At 40.0% G+C, this 20,196-nt stretch carries 22 protein-coding genes and 1 riboswitch; of the genes, 12 read left to right on the forward strand and 10 right to left on the reverse strand.

What is annotated here, in order from left to right; genetic code table 11:
- Window positions 1-305: 305 nt before the first annotated feature.
- Window positions 306-1,610: an NCS2 family permease gene (locus JOC54_RS15670; RefSeq protein WP_204467335.1), complete on the reverse strand. Its 1,305-nt coding sequence runs from the start codon at window positions 1,608-1,610 to the stop codon at window positions 306-308.
- A gap of 71 nt (window positions 1,611-1,681) precedes the next feature.
- A riboswitch (purine riboswitch) is annotated at window positions 1,682-1,783 on the reverse strand.
- A 148-nt stretch (window positions 1,784-1,931) separates the two neighbouring features.
- Here JOC54_RS15670 and JOC54_RS15675 point away from each other — a divergent pair.
- The 3 genes from JOC54_RS15675 to JOC54_RS15685 all read left to right on the forward strand — a co-directional run bounded on the left by JOC54_RS15675 (window position 1,932) and on the right by JOC54_RS15685 (window position 3,387).
- Window positions 1,932-2,288 carry a hypothetical protein gene (locus JOC54_RS15675; protein WP_204467337.1) on the forward strand — a complete coding sequence of 119 codons (357 nt, stop codon included), beginning with the start codon at window positions 1,932-1,934 and terminating at the stop codon, window positions 2,286-2,288.
- Between the two features lie 51 nt (window positions 2,289-2,339).
- Complete coding sequence (locus tag JOC54_RS15680; RefSeq protein WP_035418907.1) at window positions 2,340-2,837, forward strand: phosphatidylglycerophosphatase A family protein; 498 nt, start codon at window positions 2,340-2,342, stop codon at window positions 2,835-2,837.
- 253 nt (window positions 2,838-3,090) lie between these two features.
- Window positions 3,091-3,387 carry a CotD family spore coat protein gene (locus tag JOC54_RS15685; protein ID WP_051991306.1) on the forward strand — a complete coding sequence of 99 codons (297 nt, stop codon included), beginning with the start codon at window positions 3,091-3,093 and terminating at the stop codon, window positions 3,385-3,387.
- Window positions 3,388-3,418: 31 nt separating this feature from the next.
- Here JOC54_RS15685 and guaC read toward each other — a convergent pair whose 3' ends face one another.
- On the reverse strand, window positions 3,419-4,402 hold the full coding sequence (guaC, locus tag JOC54_RS15690; protein WP_204467340.1) for a GMP reductase: 984 nt from the start codon (window positions 4,400-4,402) through the stop codon (window positions 3,419-3,421).
- A 242-nt stretch (window positions 4,403-4,644) separates the two neighbouring features.
- Between guaC and JOC54_RS15695 the strand changes: the two genes are divergently transcribed.
- The 3 genes from JOC54_RS15695 to JOC54_RS15705 all read left to right on the forward strand — a co-directional run bounded on the left by JOC54_RS15695 (window position 4,645) and on the right by JOC54_RS15705 (window position 7,773).
- Window positions 4,645-5,811, forward strand: a complete 1,167-nt coding sequence (locus tag JOC54_RS15695) for a galactokinase (protein WP_035418903.1) — start codon at window positions 4,645-4,647, stop codon at window positions 5,809-5,811.
- Window positions 5,812-5,825: 14 nt separating this feature from the next.
- Entirely contained in the window at window positions 5,826-7,370 is a 1,545-nt protein-coding gene (locus JOC54_RS15700) for a UDP-glucose--hexose-1-phosphate uridylyltransferase (protein WP_204467342.1), read from the forward strand.
- A 73-nt stretch (window positions 7,371-7,443) separates the two neighbouring features.
- Entirely contained in the window at window positions 7,444-7,773 is a 330-nt protein-coding gene (locus JOC54_RS15705) for a hypothetical protein (protein ID WP_035418902.1), read from the forward strand.
- Between the two features lie 86 nt (window positions 7,774-7,859).
- On the opposite strand, the gene JOC54_RS15710 is transcribed toward JOC54_RS15705, so the two are convergent.
- From JOC54_RS15710 to JOC54_RS15720, 3 genes are all read right to left on the reverse strand, one after another.
- Window positions 7,860-9,374: an MDR family MFS transporter gene (locus JOC54_RS15710; protein ID WP_204467344.1), complete on the reverse strand. Its 1,515-nt coding sequence runs from the start codon at window positions 9,372-9,374 to the stop codon at window positions 7,860-7,862.
- A gap of 157 nt (window positions 9,375-9,531) precedes the next feature.
- Complete coding sequence (locus JOC54_RS15715; RefSeq protein WP_204467347.1) at window positions 9,532-11,190, reverse strand: M20/M25/M40 family metallo-hydrolase; 1,659 nt, start codon at window positions 11,188-11,190, stop codon at window positions 9,532-9,534.
- Between the two features lie 137 nt (window positions 11,191-11,327).
- The gene (locus tag JOC54_RS15720) at window positions 11,328-12,194 is read right to left on the reverse strand and encodes an ROK family protein (RefSeq protein ID WP_204467350.1); all 867 of its coding nucleotides are present in this window, start codon (window positions 12,192-12,194) and stop codon (window positions 11,328-11,330) included.
- A 144-nt stretch (window positions 12,195-12,338) separates the two neighbouring features.
- Between JOC54_RS15720 and JOC54_RS15725 the strand changes: the two genes are divergently transcribed.
- The 4 genes from JOC54_RS15725 to JOC54_RS15740 all read left to right on the forward strand — a co-directional run bounded on the left by JOC54_RS15725 (window position 12,339) and on the right by JOC54_RS15740 (window position 15,032).
- The gene (locus JOC54_RS15725) at window positions 12,339-13,376 is read left to right on the forward strand and encodes a DmpA family aminopeptidase (protein WP_204467352.1); all 1,038 of its coding nucleotides are present in this window, start codon (window positions 12,339-12,341) and stop codon (window positions 13,374-13,376) included.
- A 55-nt stretch (window positions 13,377-13,431) separates the two neighbouring features.
- Window positions 13,432-14,109 carry a class I SAM-dependent methyltransferase gene (locus JOC54_RS15730; protein WP_204467355.1) on the forward strand — a complete coding sequence of 226 codons (678 nt, stop codon included), beginning with the start codon at window positions 13,432-13,434 and terminating at the stop codon, window positions 14,107-14,109.
- Window positions 14,110-14,235: 126 nt separating this feature from the next.
- Complete coding sequence (locus JOC54_RS15735) at window positions 14,236-14,574, forward strand: DUF5665 domain-containing protein (protein WP_204467358.1); 339 nt, start codon at window positions 14,236-14,238, stop codon at window positions 14,572-14,574.
- Between the two features lie 20 nt (window positions 14,575-14,594).
- Window positions 14,595-15,032 carry a DUF948 domain-containing protein gene (locus JOC54_RS15740; protein WP_035418897.1) on the forward strand — a complete coding sequence of 146 codons (438 nt, stop codon included), beginning with the start codon at window positions 14,595-14,597 and terminating at the stop codon, window positions 15,030-15,032.
- 125 nt (window positions 15,033-15,157) lie between these two features.
- On the opposite strand, the gene JOC54_RS15745 is transcribed toward JOC54_RS15740, so the two are convergent.
- The 3 genes from JOC54_RS15745 to JOC54_RS23455 all read right to left on the reverse strand — a co-directional run bounded on the left by JOC54_RS15745 (window position 15,158) and on the right by JOC54_RS23455 (window position 17,341).
- A complete protein-coding gene (locus tag JOC54_RS15745) occupies window positions 15,158-15,445 on the reverse strand; it encodes a hypothetical protein (RefSeq protein ID WP_204467360.1) in 288 nt (95 codons plus the stop codon).
- 44 nt (window positions 15,446-15,489) lie between these two features.
- Window positions 15,490-16,257 (reverse strand): CpsB/CapC family capsule biosynthesis tyrosine phosphatase, encoded by a 768-nt coding sequence (locus tag JOC54_RS15750; RefSeq protein WP_204467362.1) that lies wholly within the window; start codon window positions 16,255-16,257, stop codon window positions 15,490-15,492.
- A 91-nt stretch (window positions 16,258-16,348) separates the two neighbouring features.
- Window positions 16,349-17,341 (reverse strand): YdcF family protein, encoded by a 993-nt coding sequence (locus JOC54_RS23455; RefSeq protein WP_204467364.1) that lies wholly within the window; start codon window positions 17,339-17,341, stop codon window positions 16,349-16,351.
- 167 nt (window positions 17,342-17,508) lie between these two features.
- Here JOC54_RS23455 and JOC54_RS15760 point away from each other — a divergent pair, with 167 nt between their 5' ends.
- Window positions 17,509-18,411, forward strand: coding sequence for a phosphotransferase (locus JOC54_RS15760; RefSeq protein ID WP_204467366.1), 903 nt, complete (start codon window positions 17,509-17,511; stop codon window positions 18,409-18,411).
- Window positions 18,412-18,487: 76 nt separating this feature from the next.
- On the opposite strand, the gene JOC54_RS15765 is transcribed toward JOC54_RS15760, so the two are convergent.
- Window positions 18,488-18,748, reverse strand: coding sequence for an HPr family phosphocarrier protein (locus JOC54_RS15765; RefSeq protein WP_204467368.1), 261 nt, complete (start codon window positions 18,746-18,748; stop codon window positions 18,488-18,490).
- A gap of 129 nt (window positions 18,749-18,877) precedes the next feature.
- On the opposite strand from JOC54_RS15765, the gene JOC54_RS15770 reads away from it, so the two are divergent.
- A complete protein-coding gene (locus tag JOC54_RS15770; protein WP_054794606.1) occupies window positions 18,878-19,549 on the forward strand; it encodes a hypothetical protein in 672 nt (223 codons plus the stop codon).
- Here the strand turns inward: JOC54_RS15770 and JOC54_RS15775 are convergent.
- On the reverse strand, window positions 19,546-20,106 hold the full coding sequence (locus JOC54_RS15775) for a VanZ family protein (protein ID WP_051991298.1): 561 nt from the start codon (window positions 20,104-20,106) through the stop codon (window positions 19,546-19,548). The genes JOC54_RS15770 and JOC54_RS15775 overlap by 4 nt on opposite strands.
- Between the last annotated feature and the right edge of the window lie 90 nt (window positions 20,107-20,196).

Raw genomic sequence — 20,196 nt, forward strand, 5'->3', positions numbered from 1 at the left:
GACTTTCATTGACGAGATACCTTGTATCTCTTTATTACGCTTGGCTTTTGTTCAGTTTTCAAAGAACTCGTTTGCGCCGTTCTCTCTTGGCGACTTCAATATAATAACAAGAATCAACAACAATCGTCAATAGGTTTTATAAACTTTTTTAAAAAAGATTTAAAAGCTTTAAAAATAGAACTAGAAAAATCACTTAAAACCTTACTAAAATAACTGTTAGCCAAGTTTTCTATTAAATTTATTTAGTAGACGTAAATAGGCCCCTGATGTTTTTAACATCAGGGGCCTGGCCTATGCTTCTACTTTTAATGATGTAAAAAGCCTAAATAAATAATGAATACAACGAACAATAGGTACATTAAAGGATGTAACTCTTTCGCTCGTCCTTTTACTACCATTGTCAAAGGATAAAGTACAAATCCTAGCGCAATCCCTGTTGCAATGCTATACGTAAGTGGCATTGTCACAACTGTAAAAAACACAGGAATAGCAATCTCCATCTTTGTCCAGTCAATATGGCGAAGTGCTGTTGCCATCATAACCCCGACAATAATAAGAGCAGGAGCAGTTACTTCATTCGTAATCACATCTAATAAAGGAGAAAAGAATAGAGCTAAAGCAAAAAACAAACCGGTAAAAACAGCCGTTAGTCCCGTACGACCACCTACAGCAACTCCCGAAGATGATTCAACATAAGCCGTCGTTGTTGAAGTTCCGAAGATGGAACCAATGGTTGATGCACTTGCATCAGCAAACAATGCCCGACCAACACGTGGTAAACGATTATTCTTCACAAAGCCTGCTTGAGTTGCTACTGCAAATAACGTTCCTGCTGTGTCGAAAAATACGATAAAAAGAAATGTTAAGATGACAATAAGCATTTGCAAAGTAAAGATCTCTTCTGTCCAGTTCACATCAAATGCCGCACCAAAAGTAGGAGCTAAGCTTGGTGGCATTGATAACACACCATTGGATAGCTGGTTAATTCCCGTTACAATTCCCAAAATAGCCGTCAATGCAAGGCCGTAAAAAACCGCACCTTTTACTCCACGAACAACAAGAATAATTGTGACAACAACACCAAAAATGGCTAGTAGCGTTGGCGGAGTCGTTAAATCTCCTAAAGAGACGAGAGTTGCGGGGTCTCCCACAACAATTCCGGCATTTTTTAAGCCAATAAATGCTATAAATAGCCCAATCCCTGCACCCGTTGCATACTTCAACTCTTCTGGTATTGCATTTATAATCATTTCACGTAGTTTAAAAATCGTTATAACAACGAAAATAACACCTGATGCAAATACTGCAAAAAGCGCTGCTTGCCACGACATCCCGTAACCAATGACAACCGTGTAAGCAAAGAAAGCATTTAATCCCATCCCTGGAGCAAGCGCAATCGGATAATTCGCAATTACTCCCATCATAATGGAACCAACTAGTGCAGCAAGTGCTGTTGCCACAAATACAGCTCCTTGATCCATTCCAGCTGCCCCAAGTATTTGCGGATTTACAAACAAGATATAAGCCATCGCTAGGAAGGTTGTTAGCCCAGCTACTCCCTCTTGTTTGATTGATGTTTGGTTCTCACCTAATTTAAAGAAACGATTCATCCTTTTCCCCCCATAATTAAATAACCCTAGGTGGTTTCTACCTAGAGCTGACATGAAGAGGTTGTTCTATGCAAAAGAACCCTTCACATCGTAGTCAAGCCATTTACGGTAGCCCGGTAGAAACGTGCAGACCTTATTTCTGCGTTTATACGATAGTATTAATGAAAATTTGTACTAGATCAGTTTAGCAACACAGTGAAATAAAGTCAATAAAAATACGAACAATACAATCGTTTTTAATTTAATCATTCGCTTTTATCCATTTTCTTGCTTTCCATTTTTAAGTATAATAGGATGGAAGGACTAGATGGAGGCATTACAATGTATGCATGTAAAGTAACGTGTCGCACTACTCTTTACCATGATGTTGGTGAGAATGAGATTGATTTATCTTCAACAAAAGCGTTTTTTGAAAAGCATTTTTTTAAAACGATTACACCTATATTGCGTGTGACCCAGCTCTCAGACTATAAGTATTGGAAAAATAAGTTTAACGAAATAGCCGGAACTGCAGTTGTTGAAGTACTCGTGCCCTATGACCAGCGCCTTCAATATATGGCTGATTATGAATCAATCGCTTGTCGAACTGTCCGCAGACTCTTACCTACGCAAGGTGCCGCTATTCAGGTTACATCAAGTGAATGGTTAACGCCACCACGAAAGAAAGGTTTTTCCTAAATCAACCTATAATGAAGAAAGACGACAATACAGATTAAAGGAGAGAACAACATGATTCATAAAATTACAATTGAACTCGCTATAAAGAACCTTGAGGATCGTGGTGTAACAATAGAAGACATCATGGATCTCGTCTACGATTTGCAAACTCCTTATGTGCCGCACTTAACAAAAGAAATGTGTCGCAATCACGTTATGAAAGTACTCGCAAAACGAGAAGTTCAAAATGCGCTCTTAACTGGAATTGAACTGGACCGACTTGCAGAACAAAAAAAGCTCTCTTCGCCACTCCAAGAGATTATTGAGTCCGACGAAGGTCTTTTTGGGATTGATGAAATTATTGCGCTCTCTATTGTAAATGTGTATGGCTCAATCGGTCTTACAAACTTCGGTTATGTGGACAAGGTTAAACCAGGAATTCTAGGGAAGCTTAACGAACATCAGGAGAATACATGTCATACGTTCCTAGATGACATCGTTGGGGCGATCGCTGCCGCTGCATCAAGCCGTCTTGCACACTCCCAAGAGGGTGCGGGTGTAAGAGATTAAAGGTTTAGTAGTAAACAAAGAAAAACCGCTTCCCTTAAGTGGTTTTTCTTTGTTTATGACGTTTTTTCCATTTCGTTGATTTACACATTATCTATCCCCCAACTTTTAAAACGCCAAGCGGACCAGTACTAAACTTACTTTCACAGTTCATCATAAAACAACCCATTTCGCTGAATTTAGGTTATTAGACTAGTTCGTCACACCCCTCATCTCCATACAATACGATAAATGGTTTTAAAGGAGGGGAAACTCAATGGGATTTAGTCGAAAATGTACTTGCGGAAAATACAATGGCGACGTTCACTTTCATGAGAGTGAACCCGTTGTTCATCCAACCAAACATCGGGTAGTTGATGAAACAGAAATCGTGATTATTCCAGAAATTCATCCAACTCACACCACTGTAAGAAAAAAACGAGTCTATCGTCATGTGCATAGTTATCCAGAGTCCATCTCAATCGAAGAAAGTTCAGATGTTGAAAACGTTGTTGATCGTCGTCCTAGACGAGATAACGGGGAACGACGCGGTAGAGGTTGGAGCTGGATTTAAAAAGATCCTGTCCATTCGGACAGGATCTTTTTTAATAAACTTTATCACCATTAAAAATAGAATTTTTTACAATCACATAGTCTACATTGCGAATGGACTCTAGCTTCGTTCCACCTGCGTATGATATTGATGATTGTAAGTCTTGCTCCATTTCCTGAAGCGTATCTGCTAAAGAACCTTTATGCTCTACAAACATCTTTTTTCCTTCAACATTCTTTTTCTCACCCTTTTGGAATTCCGATGCCGAGCCAAAATATTCTTTTACTTGTTTTCCATCAATAACAGATGTTTCACCAGGAGACTCTTCGTGCCCAGCGAACAATGAACCAATCATAACCATAGTTGCTCCAAATCGAACGGACTTGGCAATATCTCCGTGAGTTCGAATGCCTCCGTCTGCAATGATCGGCTTACTTGCTGCTTTGGCGCACCAACGTAAAGCTGCTAATTGCCAACCACCTGTGCCAAAACCTGTCTTAATTTTTGTAATACATACTTTCCCTGGTCCAATACCCACTTTTGTCGCATCAGCGCCTGCATTCTCTAGTTCACGAACGGCTTCAGGTGTCCCAACATTACCAGCAATAACAAAGCTAGCAGGTATGTGCTTTTTAATATGTTCGATCATATCAATCACTGCATTTGAATGGCCATGAGCAATGTCTATTGTGATGTACTCAGGTACAGTATTTTCCGCTGCAAGTTGTTCAATAAACGCGTACTCTTCACGCTTTACACCAACGCTAATAGAAGCATACAACCCTCGACCTTGCATGTCTTTAATAAAGGCTAGACGAGTTTGTGGTTCAAAACGGTGCATTACATAAAAATAATTGTTTTCTGCTAAATAAAGTGCAATCTTTTCATCTATAATTGTTTGCATATTCGCCGGAACTACTGGAAGTTTAAAAGAGCGTCCCCCAAGCTCAACACTTGTATCACATTCAGATCTACTATTTACAACACATTTTGCAGGAATTAGCTGAATATCTTCATAATCAAATACATTTTCCATTTGATACACCCCTAAAAACGAATAATAAATTCATTAGGCGATTAAATTGTTCGCCCATTTGGTAATATACAGGATTAAACAAAAGATGTCAAAGCTTTCATACCAATTTATTTAAAGCGCTTTCTTTGTTATAATTATAAATTCAGTCTCGAGACAAGCAAAATTGTTATGAATAAGCGCAATTTCTTCCCTTTTATTTCGTCTATCAAGCGATAAGATTGGTTTAGGAGAGTGATACTAACGTGGAAAAACAAATCATTCAGACAATAACAAATCAGTTTCAAGCTACTCATACTAAACAACCAGACTCGATATACTTTGCCCCGGGGCGTGTAAATTTAATTGGTGAACACACCGATTACAATGGAGGTTACGTATTTCCAGCTGCACTAACGATTGGAACATACTTAGCAGTAGGAAAACGAACTGATCAGATTATCCGTCTACAGTCAGCTAATTTTGAACAAATAATTGAGTGTTCCGTTGATGACCTCTCATATCAACAGTCACATCAGTGGGGCAATTACCCAAAAGGTGTGCTCAACGAATTTCAGAAATTAGGCTATGACCTTCCAGGGCTTGAGCTTTATTTTTATGGAAATCTCCCAAACGGAGCTGGTCTCTCGTCTTCTGCATCGATTGAGATGGTTACTGCTTATTTTCTTGCTACGTTGCTAAATGCACCTTTAAGTCGAACGGACTTAGCTACATTATGTCAGCGGGTTGAGAATGGGTATATTGGTGTCAACAGTGGAATTATGGATCAATTCGCAGTTGGTTTGGGTAAAGAACACCATGCATTGTTTTTAAATACGCACACCCTTGAACATGACCTCATTCCTCTTGATCTGGCAAACTACAAAATTGTCATTACGAATTCAAATAAACAACGCGGCCTGTCCGATTCAAAATACAACGAACGTCGTTCAGAGTGCGAGCAAGGATTATCTGACATCCAAGCCGCGGGCTATGCCATTGAGACCTTAAGCGATTTATCTGTTCATCAAATTCAAGAGGTGGCGTCCGTTGTTCGTTCAGCTGAAATTGCCCAAAGAGTTGCTCATGTTGTTAGTGAAAATGATCGTGTTACTCGAGCAGTTCAGTTACTTAAAGAAGGAGATCTGGAGGGATTCGGAAAACTCATGGGCGATTCTCATCAATCCCTTTCAATTGACTATGAAGTAACTGGCCCTGAACTTGACTTACTGTTTTCACTTCAAGCAGACGCTCCAGGATGTATTGGAACCCGCATGACCGGCGCTGGATTTGGTGGATGTACAGTTAGTTTAGTCGATCATCAATCGATTGATAGTTTTACTGAGCACGTTAAGCGACACTATACAGAGAAGACTGGCCTGACACCAGAATTTTACATTAGTGAGGCAGGCGAAGGCGTTTATCAATTATAAGAAGGGGGGATCTCATGACTCATTCCATCCATCACCAAGTTGAAGCTCTACTCGCCTATGGGCAAAACAAGCAGCTTTTCGCCAAAGAAGATACAGAATACGTGCGTAACCGTGTTCTTGACATGCTTGGTCTACAAGCACCTTCTTTTGAACAAGTGCCACCTGACGACATGAACGCTTTACCTGATATACTTGGTCCCATTCTTTCTTGGGCTGTTGACCATTCACTAATTAAATCGGACACCGTTACGTATCGTGATTTGTTTGACACAAAACTCATGGATTTACTGTTACCTCGGCCAAGTTCTGTAATCAACACATTTTACACAAACCTTTCTAAATATGGAGCAGAACAAGCAACTGCTCTTTTTTACGCGTTTAATCAAGATTCCAATTACATTCGAACCAATCGGATTAAGTTGAACCAAAGTTGGTCAGTCCAGACTACTTACGGAGACTTGGAAATCACAATAAATTTGTCTAAACCTGAAAAAGACCCTGTTGCCATCGCCGCTGCAAAAAACGATAGTCAATCTATCACCTATCCGGGTGGACCGTTAGTGAAAGAAAATGTTGGCTTTGCTGGTAGTGTACAGCATCCTGCACGACAGAACTTGCGTATCATCCCCATTAGGTTAGCTGATGAGCAGTGGTATCTTCAGTTTTCACCCTATGTTTACTACAATCAACATGCTATAGCATTTTCCGGCATTCAAAAACCTATGGCAATTACCGAGAAAACATTTCAACGACTTGCTGATTTTGTTGATCAGTTTCCTCATTACTTTATTGGCTCAAATTCAGACCTACCAATTGTTGGCGGTTCTATTCTAAATCATGACCACTATCAAGGTGGGGACCATTCATTTCCAATGGCTAGGGCTCCGCTTAAAGTCGAGTTCCCCATTCCAGATGCTGATCTTAAAATAGGTATTGTAAAATGGCCAATGAGCGTCATACGATTAACAAGTACCAATCGCGAGCGCATCATCTCATTTGCCACGACTGTACTAACAACATGGCGGGGCTACAGTGATGCACATTCCGATGTATTTTCGCATACGGAAGGCGAACCACATAATACGATTACACCGGTTCTGCGAAAAAGTGGTGTCCATTACGAGATGGATTTGGTTTTACGTAATAATCGTAGAACAGAAGAACATCCATTAGGTTTATTCCATCCCCATAAAGAAGTACATCCGATTAAGAAAGAAAATATTGGGCTAATTGAAGTGATGGGCTTAGCGATCTTGCCTGGAAGATTAAAAGAGGAACTTCAAGAGCTTGCAAGCATTTTACCTTCTACTAATGCGGAAGAAGAATTAACGAATTCAACTCTGGTCGCAAAGCATAAAGAATGGGCACTTAATTTCAAACAGCGTTTAGGAAAAGAGCTACTTACAGCAACAATCGAGCAGCAATTACAGCTAGAAGTAGGCAGGTTATTTGAAAAAGTGTTAGATCATGCTGGGGTCTTTAAAGATTCTGAAACAGGAACAGCACGATTTACCAAATTCATCTCGGAGTGTATTAATTCTTATAACAATTCTCGATAAAGAGCGCAAAAATGCGCTCTTTTTTTGATTAACTTTCCTAGTTGAGGGTATGCGATAACTGAGGAGGTCAACAATGGAACATTCTGTTCGAAAGAGCTTCGGGCTAACAATAAGTGCCCTTGGCTTGATCCAATTTATCTTGTTTCTCTACTTATTTTTAACTCAGTTTTCATCAGAATTTATGCGCTCAAATTGGATTTCAGACTGGCGCACTACTGCGTTTATTTTGCCCCTTTTCTTTTTTTCAAACGGACTCTTTATTGCCTTCCAAAAGAAACCTTTATCAACGCAGCGTTTACTCTTTGTCCTAATTTTTTCGCTTGTACTGCTCGTTTCCTTACCTCTACTTTGGTTAACAGCTATCGTGATCACATTCCCTCTTGACCCAACATTACGTTCTTAAATTACGAAAAGAACCTCTGCTGGAAGCAGAGGTTCTCGTGTCTTAATACAATTAACGCGACTTGCTCCGGAGCATCGACAATTCCATCACTCAGCTTTCCCTTGCATTTTCAAATCTTCACTCGTTCGAACACGTTCATTGCCCATGAAAAAAGTAGCCAGAAGAGCTAGCGCAATGGGGATAATGGCTAAACTAAAAACAAACGTAATTGAATCAGACATCGCTTCAGTAATTGTCGCCAGCGCCTCAGGTGGTATTTGCGCTCTCCCTTCTGGTGTAAACAACTCTTGTGGGTCCATTCCGCTTGTGGGAAGAGCGGAATCGACAAACGCTTCCTGAACTCGATTTGAGAATGAAATGGTTTGAACCGTTCCGAAAATAGCAATTCCGACTGTCATTCCAAAGGATCGTAGAAATGAATTAGTCGAATTGGCTGATCCTCTAAAACGCTTTGGCAAATCATTAATAGAAGCTGCCGGTAACAATGAAAAGGAAAACCCAACACCAACACCAGCTAAAAACATATAAAGGGCTAATGCGAACCGGGAAATATCTGGACCCATTGTTGATAGCAAGCTCATACCTGTTAAAAAACAAATTGCAGAAAAAATCATCATCGTTCGGAAGCGAATTTTTGTTTGCAGCACCCCACCAGTCATACTTCCCACTACCGAACCAATCATCATTGGCATCAGCGTTGTTCCTGCACTTGATGCGGTTCCACCAAAAACGGCTTGAACAAAGATCGGAATAAAGATAGCTAAGATGACAAACGTTCCTCCGTAAATAAAGGCAATAATTTGTGATGTCGCAAAAAGCTTCTTTTTAAACATCCAAAAAGAAATAATTGGCTCTGATGCTTTTCTCTCGGCAAAAACGAAGATATTGAATGCTACAAGCGATACAGCAAATAAACTGAGTAATTGAGGAGATGACCATGCATATGCCCCTCCGCCTAATTCAAGTGCAAACATTAAGCAGACAACAGCAAGGACAAGCGTTCCCGCACCAAGCCAGTCAATTTTTTGCTTTCTTGTTTCCAGCGTTTCTTTGTAATAACGAGCAATTAAAAAGATCGCCACTGCACCTATTGGAACATTTATATAAAAAATCCAGTTCCAGTTGAATGTTTCCGTAATAAAGGCTCCCATTAATGGACCAAACACACTTGATACACCAAAAACAGCGCCTACCAACCCCGTCATCTTTCCACGTTTTTCAGGTGGAAAAATATCAAAAATAATCGTGAATGCAATTGGCATCAACGCGCCTCCACCAATACCTTGAATCACTCTAAAAGCAATGAGTTGATTCATTGTTTGTGCGAGTCCACATAGGATTGACCCAATTAGAAAAACGATTAACCCAAATAAAAAAAAGCGCTTCCTTCCGTACATGTCAGATAACTTCCCATAGATTGGCATACCGGCCATCATGGCAACCATATAGGCAGCAGTCACCCATACAAACTTATCGTAATTTCCTAAATCACCAACAATTGTTCCCATTGCGGTAGCAACAATCGTATTGTCGATAGCCGCCATAAAAATACCAAGTAACAACCCACCGGTTACGAGAAAACTTGTACTGAACTTATTCATATGTATACTCCTTAAAACGATAACTGAGGCAAAAAAGTAAGATTTGCTTATCTCAGTGTACGACATCTTTCATTCAATTTCCTAGCTCTATTTCTAACTCTTAATCCCTATTATTGTTGTAAAGCCTTCTAAAAAGTAAAAACCGCTTATGAAAATGCTAAACGGTTTTCACTTCTGCCAAGCGTTCAATCGCATGCCGTAATAAGGCAGGTGCCACTTCTGTTGAATACCTTATATGAAGGCGCTCTGTTCTTTTATGCGCATCTTTACCAAATGGGCCAAGGTTAATTGTCGGTATATCCAAATTACGAATAGCTTCTAATGGAATGTGGTAACTTTTTTTATAAAGTGGCATGTATCGTTCAAGAGCCTCAACCGCCATATCCTCTTCGCTTGTTCGACAATAGCTCACATCTGATAATCCAGGAAAGAATGTTTTATTTACTAACGTCTCACCATATTGATTCATTGCAATCTCTTGTAGTTCTTGCGTTAATGCAATCAATTCGCCATCATTTGCTGGGTTAAGTTGAACATGAGGATAGTAAGGTGGCTGTAGTAACATTAAATAAAACGGCGCTTGATCAAGAAAGTATGCTGAAATGCCTCTTGCTAAAGCAAGTGTTTGATTTGTAAAGTCATTCTCTTTTATACTCGCTTCCACGACTTCATCATAAGACTGTTTGAAGGAATCCCCGAACTTCTTTAATCCTCGCTGGTATAACTCAGGAAGTGTATAGACCTTTGGAGCTGACACAGCTTCTGCCATCGCTTCATTTCCGAATACGGAACGATGTTTGACAAGACGTTCATGAATAAGTTCACTCGCTCTCAAACAACTTTTCTTTACGTTACTCATGACTTCCTCTGGTCCGGAGTGAAGCGTTAATACATTGTAGTATAAATAAGATTCATTCGGCGTCTGAACATCATACGTTTCTTTTAAATCCCGTATCCGCAAGCAAGTTGGCGAAGGTGATGCCTCCACCCCTACTTTATCGGAAAAAGAATCAGACCACTCCATTTCTACAGCAAGTTGAGCTGCCATGACCGAAGCATTAATACCTTCCAGCGGTTGACCCACATGTGTCTCTCTTCCCACACAGTAAATAAAAGGTAACAATTTTCCCGTTGAGCCTGTGTAGATATATTTATTAAAATCATTTGGATAAGCAGAAAAATTCGGTTCAGAACAAATACAAGCTTGGAAGTTCCAACCCTCTCTTTCTTGCAGACTCTCAAGCTCTTCCACTGCCGCAAACATACCTGCTGACAACTTCTCTTCATCTGGTACAGCAACTAAACAAACGTTAGCAGTAGAATTTGCATCTTGTGCTATATCCTCCATTACTGAGAGCTGCATGGCAAGCCCTGCTTTCATATCCATTGACCCACGACCAAATAAATAGGATCCTGATGCAAGGTCTTTGCGAGCATCGTGATCAAGATACCCTTCCTGTTCACTTTTTAACTTTTCTTTCAATTCATCCGGTAAAAAAGCAGCATCTTTGTACATTCCAAAGTCATCGACTCCGACTACATCATAATGACTTAGTAACACGGTTACGTTTTTATTAGCGGGGTCTTTTATTTGCATCGCAACAACCGCATGACGTTTCTGCTGATCGTCTTTAAGGGGGACTTGCTTGATGTGACTTAGATTGTTTTTAAAGTATAGGTTGCGTTGAAGAATCGTACAGATAAGCTCCATCATCTTATTTTCTTGATCAGTTCCCGATATACTTGGTTGATGGACTAACTCCTTTGTTAAAGCGAGCACCCGATCTCCATGAGGATATTTGTTCCTTAATGTCATTCTGTTCCCCTCCAAACACGGTTTTGTTGAGGTACTACATTTTACCTGGATTAAAAAGGTGATTACTAATTGTTAACTTTAGCGTAAACAGAGAATCTAACGGACCGACTCTCTGTTTACTACTTTATTTTTCTAGACTATGTCTGAACCGCTTGTTTTGCCAGAAGAATCGCACCCTCAATTCCTGCGTTGTCTCCTAGTCCTGGAGCAACTATGTACTCATTAGGATTACCGATATCGACGTAATTGTTTAACTGCTTAACAAGTGATGCTCGAATTAATGGGTATAGTTGTTCTTGCTTCATAACTCCCCCGCCAATTACAATACGTTTTGGCGATAGGACAAAAGTATAGGCCGCAATGGCTTGAGCTAAATAATAAGCTTCTAGTTCCCAAACGTTCTGATCAGCAGCTAATTCTATCCCCGCTTTGCCCCAACGATCTTGAATAGCCGGTCCTGCCGCCATACCTTCGACACACCCGCCGTGGTAAGGGCACTTCCCCTCATATATATCCTCAGGATGACGTTGCACCGGTATATGCCCCATTTCTGGGTGGGTCAGCCCGTCTAGCACAGTCCCATTAACAACAGCGCCTGCCCCTATACCCGTCCCAACTGTGATATACATGCAGCTGTCTAACCCTTTAGCTGCCCCTTTTGTTGCTTCCGCTAGTGCCGCACCGTTCACATCGGTTGTGATTTTTATCGGTACATGTAATTCTGCAAATGCTTGAAGAAGAGGATAACCTTCCCACCCTTCTTTTGGTGTACTTGCCAATGATCCATATGTAGGTGACCCTTCCTTTAAATCAAGCGGTCCAAAACTTCCTATGCCTAAACTTGTAATATCGTTTCGCTTAAAGAATTCCACTATTTGCGACATGGTTTCAGTTGGGCGCTTAGTTGGTATCGTTAATCGGTCAATCCACTGACCTTTATCATCAACAACCGCACACACCATTTTTGTTCCTCCTGCTTCAAGTCCCCCGTAACGTTGTTCCATTGTCTCTCCTCCTAAACAGTGTCTCTCCTATAATTATAGCATTTCACTAAAAGGTTGGTCAGTCATTCTCATGAAATTCATAGAGAATTCTGCTTTACGTTTAAACAATTTATTTGAGACAATAAGGAGAAAAGGAGGCCGCTGATGACGTATAAACGAGCAAGGCAATATGGATTTACATTCGGCTCCATCCCCACGGGAAAACAAAACAGCATCACGGATGTAAAAGGGGTGAAAGTTGGACATCAAACCATCATAAAAGGGTCAGCTATTCGAACGGGCGTGACAGCCATCCTGCCCCATGGAGGAAACCTTTTTCAGAAGAAAGTAATCGGGGGCTCCTTTGTTCTAAATGGGTTTGGTAAAACTACTGGTCTTGTACAACTCGAGGAGTTAGGAACAATTGAAAGCCCCATTTTACTTACAAATACGTTTTCAGTTCCTGCTGTAACAGAAGGTGGCCTTGCTCACTTATTTGCCAAAAACCCTGAGATTGGTGTAGCCACGGGAACTGCCAATGTCATCGTCGCAGAATGTAATGACGGATATTTAAATGATATTAAAGGATTTCATGTTCGTCCTAATGATGCGGAACAAGCGATTAACCATGCATCTCGTAAGTCCGTTGATGAAGGATCAGTTGGTGCTGGCACCGGTATGTCATGTCTTGGCTATAAAGGTGGAGTAGGAACAAGTTCAAGATCAATTGGCTCTTATACAGTTGGCTGTCTTGTCTTAACGAACTATGGAAAAAAGGAAGATTGGCAATACAGTAGGCACGGCAATCGACTACAATCACAACCGTCCTCACAATCCCAAGCTTTGCCCGATGGATCGATTATTATTGTATTAGCTACTGACGCTCCACTTGACGCCAGGCAATTAAAACGGCTTTCAAAGAGAGGAGCGCTTGGACTTGGGCGAACAGGTTCTTATGCCGCAAATGGCAGCGGCGACATCGTTCTTTCATTTTCTACCGCTTTTAAAGTTCCCCATATTTTCCCAAGGCATTTAATGACTTATCACTTTTTGCATGATAGTGACCCCCAGTTGAATCAATTGTTCGCTGCAAGTGCAGATGCTGTAGAAGAAGCCATCCTAAATGCACTATGTGCAGCAGGACCAATGACTGGTTTTAACGGGCACCAACGCACATCATTTACAGATGCCTTGCGCAAGTAACTGGCACACACGCCCAGTTGTTGCATACCCTATAGCAACAATGGGAGGGGTTCGCATGAATAAAGATTATGAAAATAAAGCTACATCGTATTATCAAGGCATTAATCAACAGCTGTTTCATTTAATTGAACCATCTGTGAAAAACGTGCTGGATATTGGCTGTGGAGAAGGCGCACTAGGTGAAGCAATTAAACATACGTACAAAGCAGGAGTACACGGCTTCGAGCAATTTCCTAACGCCGCTGAGAGAGCACAAGAAAAGCTCGATAGTATAACGATTGGAAACATTGAAGAAGACTTATTACCTTATAAAGAAGCTTCATTTGATGCCATTATCTTTGCAGATGTTCTTGAACATATGATCGATCCTTGGGCCGTCCTTGAAAAAGTAAAACCTTATTTAAGCGAAACAGGTTGTGTGTATGCAAGCATTCCAAACGTCGGCCATATTTCCATCATTGAAGAGTTACTTAAAGGAACGTGGGGCTATGTTGATGCCGGTCTACTGGATAAAACACATCTACGTTTTTTCACAAAACATGAGATTCAACAGCTCTTCAACACAAGTGGCTATGCTGTCGAGATGATTGTTAATAATCAGAGCGCGCTTCCCCATCAACAGGAGCTTGTCGCAAAATTAAAAGATGCTGGCTTAGCAATTGGCTTGCCCATCCATGATTTTGAACAACGCGCCTTTGCTTATCAGTATATGCTCAAAGCCAAACCGATTTAATGAGAGATGCAACCAATGCGACTCTGCAGAGGTTGCATTTGCGTTGGACAAACTCAATTCTTGGTTTATGTTTCCCCCTATTCGGTTATAGAGGAATATTGGCATGAGGGAGAGGGGTGAATCGCATTGAGCTTAACAAAAGAACAAGAGAGCCGAAAACTACCGTCAAAACACCGTGGTGATGAAAAACGCGCCGAAGAAAATGAACGATTTGAGCAATTATTGGATAAACTAGAAGACATGACGACAAAAGGTCGTTTGAAAGATATGGCTTTTCATTTCACAGATACAAAACAAGTGATAAAATCAAATCTAATAGCGGGAATCGCGCGAGGCGTTGGTCTGACGATCGGAGTAGGAATATTTGTTGCTTTACTCGCGTGGCTCATAAGTTTATTTGAACCACTTCCGTATATTGGTGAGTTGCTTGCTAGACTCTCCAACATTATTGAAGCAAACCGCTAACAACAAAGGAGGATAACTTAATGGACTGGATAGGAATTGGTGTATTTGTATTAGCAATTGGCTTTTTAGTTGCTGTAATCTTTTTAATTCCGGCATTAAATAATTTAGCCAAAACGCTCGATAAAACCGCAAGTACTGTCGCGCAAGTGGAAAAAAGCCTTGACGAAATAACTGGAGAGGTTAAAGTAACGCTCTACAACGCTAATGAGACTTTAATGGACGTAAATGGAAAAGTGGCAAAGCTTGATCCATTATTTGATATCATCCATGATTCTGGCGAAGCTGCACATCGTGCTTCTTCTGCACTCTCTACATATACATCCACGCGCGTAAACGCAGCAAAGCAAGAAGCAATGACAGCTGAACCAAATCAGATACATGGCATTATTAAGAGCCTTGCTTTCTTGTATTACTTCCGCAAAGCGAAAAAGAAGCAGAATCAACCGCCAACTTTATAACAAAAAAGGAGCTGTCTTAAACGCCTGAGAAAGGTCGTTTAACGACTAAGCTCCTTTTTTATGGTTGGTCTTTCGTACCAAACCGATCAGTCTATGTCAGCAGACTTGATTTTCATTAAAAGGGATTAATGATAGACGTTTAGTAGCTCATCAATCGATTGAGCGAGCTGTTCTTTGCTAACATTGTACTTTCCGCCAAGCACAATTCGATCAAACTTGTCATTGTTTCGAAGTAACTCTAAATCATAAAAATCTTTTTCCGAATGATGAACACTTACAACAACTCGCTGCTCATTCCCTGCTGCTACATATAAGAGAACTCCACTATCCATCGGGATATACCCCTGTAGATTCCATTTAGAAAACCAGTCATGACCGTTCTCTTGAAGCGTTGCTAAAATACGTTCTGCCATATCCTCCACCGCCTGTTTCCCTCCTTTAAGTCGTCATAAGTTTATCACGACTTGGACTTTGCAAAAAAGGAGGAAAGGAACTTTTTCTCGGCACGAAGTGGTTCTTCTATTTGAATGGCTCTTCCTTCTAATAAGTTAGTTAAATTGGTTAGAATATAATCTCCGTACTTAGGACTGTGTTTACGAACAAATTCGTTAACTGTTGCACGATCATGTTCCTCTTCTAAAAGGATCTTTGTGTAATTTCCGACCATATGAACGAGCTGGCTATTTAATAAGGCTCGAATAAACTTCTTCTGTTGCTTGCTGCTTTTAATCATACTACTTGCGTCTATCAATGTGTAAGCTCCGCTTTTTACAAGTTTATACAAGAGGTCTGGATTCTCCTGAAACCGCTCGTCTTTTTCTGGGTAAAGAATAATCGGATAATAACCAGCAACTGCTAGGTTATAAAAGTCAGTTGTCGCGACTTGAAGAGACGTATTGCTCAAATCAATTAATACAAATTCCGTTTCGTTCAGCGGCAATGCTCGTCCTGTCATTAAATCATTTAATAGTTCAGGACTGAGCGTAAGTGTGTGACCTGCTGACAAGTTAAGGCCTGCAGGAAAAGATTCATCTTCACTATATTTTTCAACCGTTTTTTGTACAGCTTCTCCCCAAGTATTGTTATTGTCCATCTGAAAAGGAGGAATATAGCAGATTGAATCCATACCACTTTGCTGTAACACTCTGAACTGTTCAATTGTCTTAGATTTTGACCGCGAAACACCACTTAATTCCGGTAAAACATGACTTATTGTATCAAACATCGAGCACTCCTCCTTTTTTCTAAACCATCTCTATTTATTACACGTTTTGAATGAAAAATCCTTCTTCATGAACGCTAAAGACTTTTATCCATTAAAGTAAAAGAGCTGAAACAATTACAAATACAATCAACAAACCAACATGCACCCATTTGTACATTTCAATTAAAGCTAAAAATTCTCTCGTATAGGCATTCGGCAAGTAATACCATGTAGTGGGAGATCCTATTCCATCTCCTTCTATACCTGATTGTCTTGCGTAAAGGCTCGCTCGGAAAAGATGATAGTGATTTGTTACAAAAACAGACGGTGCAGCTGGATCCTGAAACAACGACTTGGAGTATTGAAAGTTTTCCATTGTATTAGTCGCTTTATCTTCAAGTATAATTTGCTGGGCTGGAATGTGTTGATCAAGCAAGTACCCCCTCATTGCTTCAGCCTCTGAGATGAGCTCATCTTCACCTCTTCCCCCTGTGACTATTATCTTCGGGGGAGGAGCTACTTTTTTCTGCATCTCATAGAAATGGCAAGCTCGATCTAAACGACTAGCAAGCAATGGCGAAATTTCTTTACCCTTTAATAATCCGGCGCCCAGAACAATAATGTACGACTTGTTTTGAGATGGGCGATTAAATCGATATAAGAAAGAAGATACGAGGTAACTGACAAATAAGAAACCATAAAAACCAGCATATAGCGTCATGCTGACCCAAAGAGGATCAACTGTATAGATCGTCAAGGCAACCAGGATTAAAAAAAGAAAAACCGCTATACTTAAACATAGCGACAGCAAATTAGACATTCGTTTTCCTTCTTTTCTTACTAAATCTCTCGCATTCTTAATTAAATAGACAGCTATCGTAATTAATACAAGTGGCGTTACCGCTGCTAAAATTAACAATGAAAAGAGAATTAATTGATCCAATTGATGAAGAGGACCGGATAAAATTATTCCTGTAAAACCAAGCAATACAAACAATCCGCTCGCTGTCAATAAAATCCCATTCCACAAACGACGCTTATCCGTTAACACGCTGATGAGAAATGCTAATAAACATATAATCCCATAAAAAAGAAAATCATCCACATGCTTGTTCCTCTTTTCTTTATTTGCTTATCTATTCCTTGTTAGAGATCCCATTAAACGTAGACTTATATTTTTAGAGAGTATTTGATATTCTAACAAGGTACTTGTTATTCCTGCTTAGATATAGAAGAACGATCCTTAACGCTTGTAAAGAAAGGAAGATTAGTATGAGATACATCGATAATCTATATGGTATTCCAATTCGTTACACTGATCAGATAACAGATCGCGTCCAGCTACTAACAAGTAGTCAAGGTCTATACATATTAAAAAAACATCCTAATTCATTAAAAGCAAAACAAGAGGCCGAGCTGTTACACTTCCTTCACACTAGAGGCCTTTCCGTACCACTTCCACTAGAAACCAGGCATCGTTCTTACGTTTTCACGCAAGAAAATAGCTACTATACACTTAAATCTTACCTGCCAGGTTCACCCCTACCAATGACCGATTTACTCTCAAAACCAGATTTGATGTCGATTGTTGGCTCAGAGTTAGCCACTTTACACGATCACTTCTTAGATAAAGAAGCGAACCTTTTTCGAAAGCGACATCTCATTCAATCATTGTTCTCGAATGTCATTCCTTTTTTGGAAGCTCATGAGATAGCACTTGATGTCGTTTCTGTTCTAAGACACCATGAAATGGAGATAAAAGAAACGTTCTCCTCTCTTCCTGTCCAACTTATCCATCGAGATCTCCATTTTAATCATTTTCTTTTTCATCATAACCAGTTTTCTGGAATGATTGATTTTGAACATGTGGAAGAGAATATTCGGCTCTTTGACCCTTGTTACTTTGCGACCAGTTTTCTAAACGAGATATACGCCGACCCGAACTTACGAAGCGACTGGATACCAGCCATACAAACAATGTTTCTTTCGTACCATCGAAAAAATCCCCTCACACATGCTGAGCGTAAATCCATTGGTTTTACGATGCTGGGAATTGAAGCCATCTTTATCGCCTTTTTTAGCCATGACCTTGACCTTGTTGAGAAAAACCGTTCGATGTTTTTCTGGATTTATAACAATAAACAGGAGATTGATCGTTTGCTTCATCTGCGGTAAGAACAAAAGAGCGTTGATACCCGGCAAAAATCCGTCAGAATAACATCTGACGGATTTTTATTTTTTCTAATGACCCTTACGATGTGCGGTCTCCTTCCAAAAGAGCACTTAACTGTTTTAATGCTTCTTCTTCATCATCACCTGTAGCTGTTAAGGTGACTTCATCACCAGCATGGAGTACAATGCTCATTAACCCTAAAATACTCTTAGCGTTAATAACTGAGAATCCTTTTTTTAAATGCACATCCGATTTAAACTGACTTGCTTCATGAACAAATGCACCTGCTGTTTTGGCGTGCAAGCCCTCTGTTAATCCAATCTGAATGATTTTTTCCATATTGAACCCTCCTTTGTTTGCCTTTCATATATATGCAGGAAATCAGAAGACATGAAACTTCTTTAAAAAAGTCATTTCAATCACATACGCTACATACAATTAAATGAATGGACAAGGAGGGTGGAAATTTTGACTGAGAATCATTTACTTGCTCATATTCAGGCAGTTAAACCGCTCGTCGCGACGTTAAACCGGACTGATACTGAATGTAATCAATTAGAGAATAAAATGAAAGGACTAGAACATGGACGCTTACGAAGTCTGTATCATTACAACTATTTAAATAGCCTCTTTGCACTCGTAATCGTTGTTTATTTTTTTGTTTTTCATCTTATCTTCGGCGACATGCTTGTTTCAACGTATCATACCTTACTCTTTTTCGATTCATTTGTACTTACGTTCTTTTTAGTGTTTTGCTTATTTCTTGCTGTTCCGTTAAGTCTTTACTTCCTTCTCATCTACGGGATTAATACTCTTATTAAAAAGACGAGCACTCATCAGAGTAAGTTGCAGCATGTTCGCTCGGCGTTAGCTGAAGCAACTTCTTATAGAAAAGCAACAAAACAAGAATTGCATGAGCTCACGGATATTCCAGCCTACTATTTAAAGCCTTATTCCATTGAAAAATTTGAGACCTACTTTAAACACCAACGAGCAGATTCCCTAAAAGAAGCGATTAACTTATTTGAAACAGAGAAAAGTTTTTTACTTCATCAATATACATTGTTTCGCTTTCACGGTGAAAAGAGACTTTATCAATCCTATGAACAAGCTGTACGATTTGAGAAGCAGACGCTTTAAGCCTGCTTCTTTTTTTGGTTTCTTTGCATTCTGGTCTCGGCGGTTTGAGCTTCAACTCGCTTCACTTGTATAAATCTTCTGTGTAAAATCCAGAAAGCTATAAGAACGATTCCTGTCAGCCCGCCTAGACTATCTAACACGATATCTTCCACTAATGGTGTTCGTCCCGGAGTCAAAGATTGGCGGTATTCATCCACTACGGCGTAGATGAAAACGAAACCTGCCGCGACAATCATCGCCATCCTAAGCTTGATTTTGTAAGCAATTAAGCGGCAAACAAGCGCTCCAATTAGCAGGAAAGCAAAGAAATGAGCTGCTTTTCTTAAAAAAAACTCAAGAAAGGATTCAACACTCATATAGGCTAGTCCAATTTGTTGATTTCCATAGAAAAAAGAGTAGTTTGCTAAACGAGTCTGTTCCAACCACGATAATGGCAAATGACTTAAATAACTGCGTATGTCTTGGTTTGCGTAAGGCGTTGAACTTGAGAATGCAATAAACCCAACAACACAAACAAGTATGCTAAACAATAGACCTATTTTTATTGTACGTGTCACGGCTCCACCTACACCTTTCGTAATTACAGCCTATTATAACTGAAACAATGTGGAAATAGTGCGTATGTCTAACAGACAAAAGCCCCCTTA

This window comes from Shouchella xiaoxiensis, from assembly GCF_016907895.1.
GTDB classification, from domain to species: Bacteria; Bacillota; Bacilli; order Bacillales; family Bacillaceae_D; genus Shouchella; species Shouchella xiaoxiensis.

Coding starts and splice junctions, on each gene's coding strand:
- JOC54_RS15730 (WP_204467355.1), top strand. CDS start 13,432: ATGAATAAAGATTATGAAAATAAAGCTACATCGTATTATCAAGGCATT.
- JOC54_RS15670 (WP_204467335.1), bottom strand. CDS start 1,610: ATGAATCGTTTCTTTAAATTAGGTGAGAACCAAACATCAATCAAACAA.
- JOC54_RS15745 (WP_204467360.1), bottom strand. CDS start 15,445: ATGGCAGAACGTATTTTAGCAACGCTTCAAGAGAACGGTCATGACTGG.
- guaC (WP_204467340.1), bottom strand. CDS start 4,402: ATGGAAAATGTATTTGATTATGAAGATATTCAGCTAATTCCTGCAAAA.
- JOC54_RS15760 (WP_204467366.1), top strand. CDS start 17,509: ATGAGATACATCGATAATCTATATGGTATTCCAATTCGTTACACTGAT.
- JOC54_RS15680 (WP_035418907.1), top strand. CDS start 2,340: ATGATTCATAAAATTACAATTGAACTCGCTATAAAGAACCTTGAGGAT.
- JOC54_RS15675 (WP_204467337.1), top strand. CDS start 1,932: ATGTATGCATGTAAAGTAACGTGTCGCACTACTCTTTACCATGATGTT.
- JOC54_RS15705 (WP_035418902.1), top strand. CDS start 7,444: ATGGAACATTCTGTTCGAAAGAGCTTCGGGCTAACAATAAGTGCCCTT.
- JOC54_RS15750 (WP_204467362.1), bottom strand. CDS start 16,257: ATGTTTGATACAATAAGTCATGTTTTACCGGAATTAAGTGGTGTTTCG.
- JOC54_RS15725 (WP_204467352.1), top strand. CDS start 12,339: ATGACGTATAAACGAGCAAGGCAATATGGATTTACATTCGGCTCCATC.
- JOC54_RS15710 (WP_204467344.1), bottom strand. CDS start 9,374: ATGAATAAGTTCAGTACAAGTTTTCTCGTAACCGGTGGGTTGTTACTT.
- JOC54_RS15715 (WP_204467347.1), bottom strand. CDS start 11,190: ATGACATTAAGGAACAAATATCCTCATGGAGATCGGGTGCTCGCTTTA.
- JOC54_RS15720 (WP_204467350.1), bottom strand. CDS start 12,194: ATGGAACAACGTTACGGGGGACTTGAAGCAGGAGGAACAAAAATGGTG.
- JOC54_RS15765 (WP_204467368.1), bottom strand. CDS start 18,748: ATGGAAAAAATCATTCAGATTGGATTAACAGAGGGCTTGCACGCCAAA.
- JOC54_RS15700 (WP_204467342.1), top strand. CDS start 5,826: ATGACTCATTCCATCCATCACCAAGTTGAAGCTCTACTCGCCTATGGG.
- JOC54_RS15740 (WP_035418897.1), top strand. CDS start 14,595: ATGGACTGGATAGGAATTGGTGTATTTGTATTAGCAATTGGCTTTTTA.
- JOC54_RS15685 (WP_051991306.1), top strand. CDS start 3,091: ATGGGATTTAGTCGAAAATGTACTTGCGGAAAATACAATGGCGACGTT.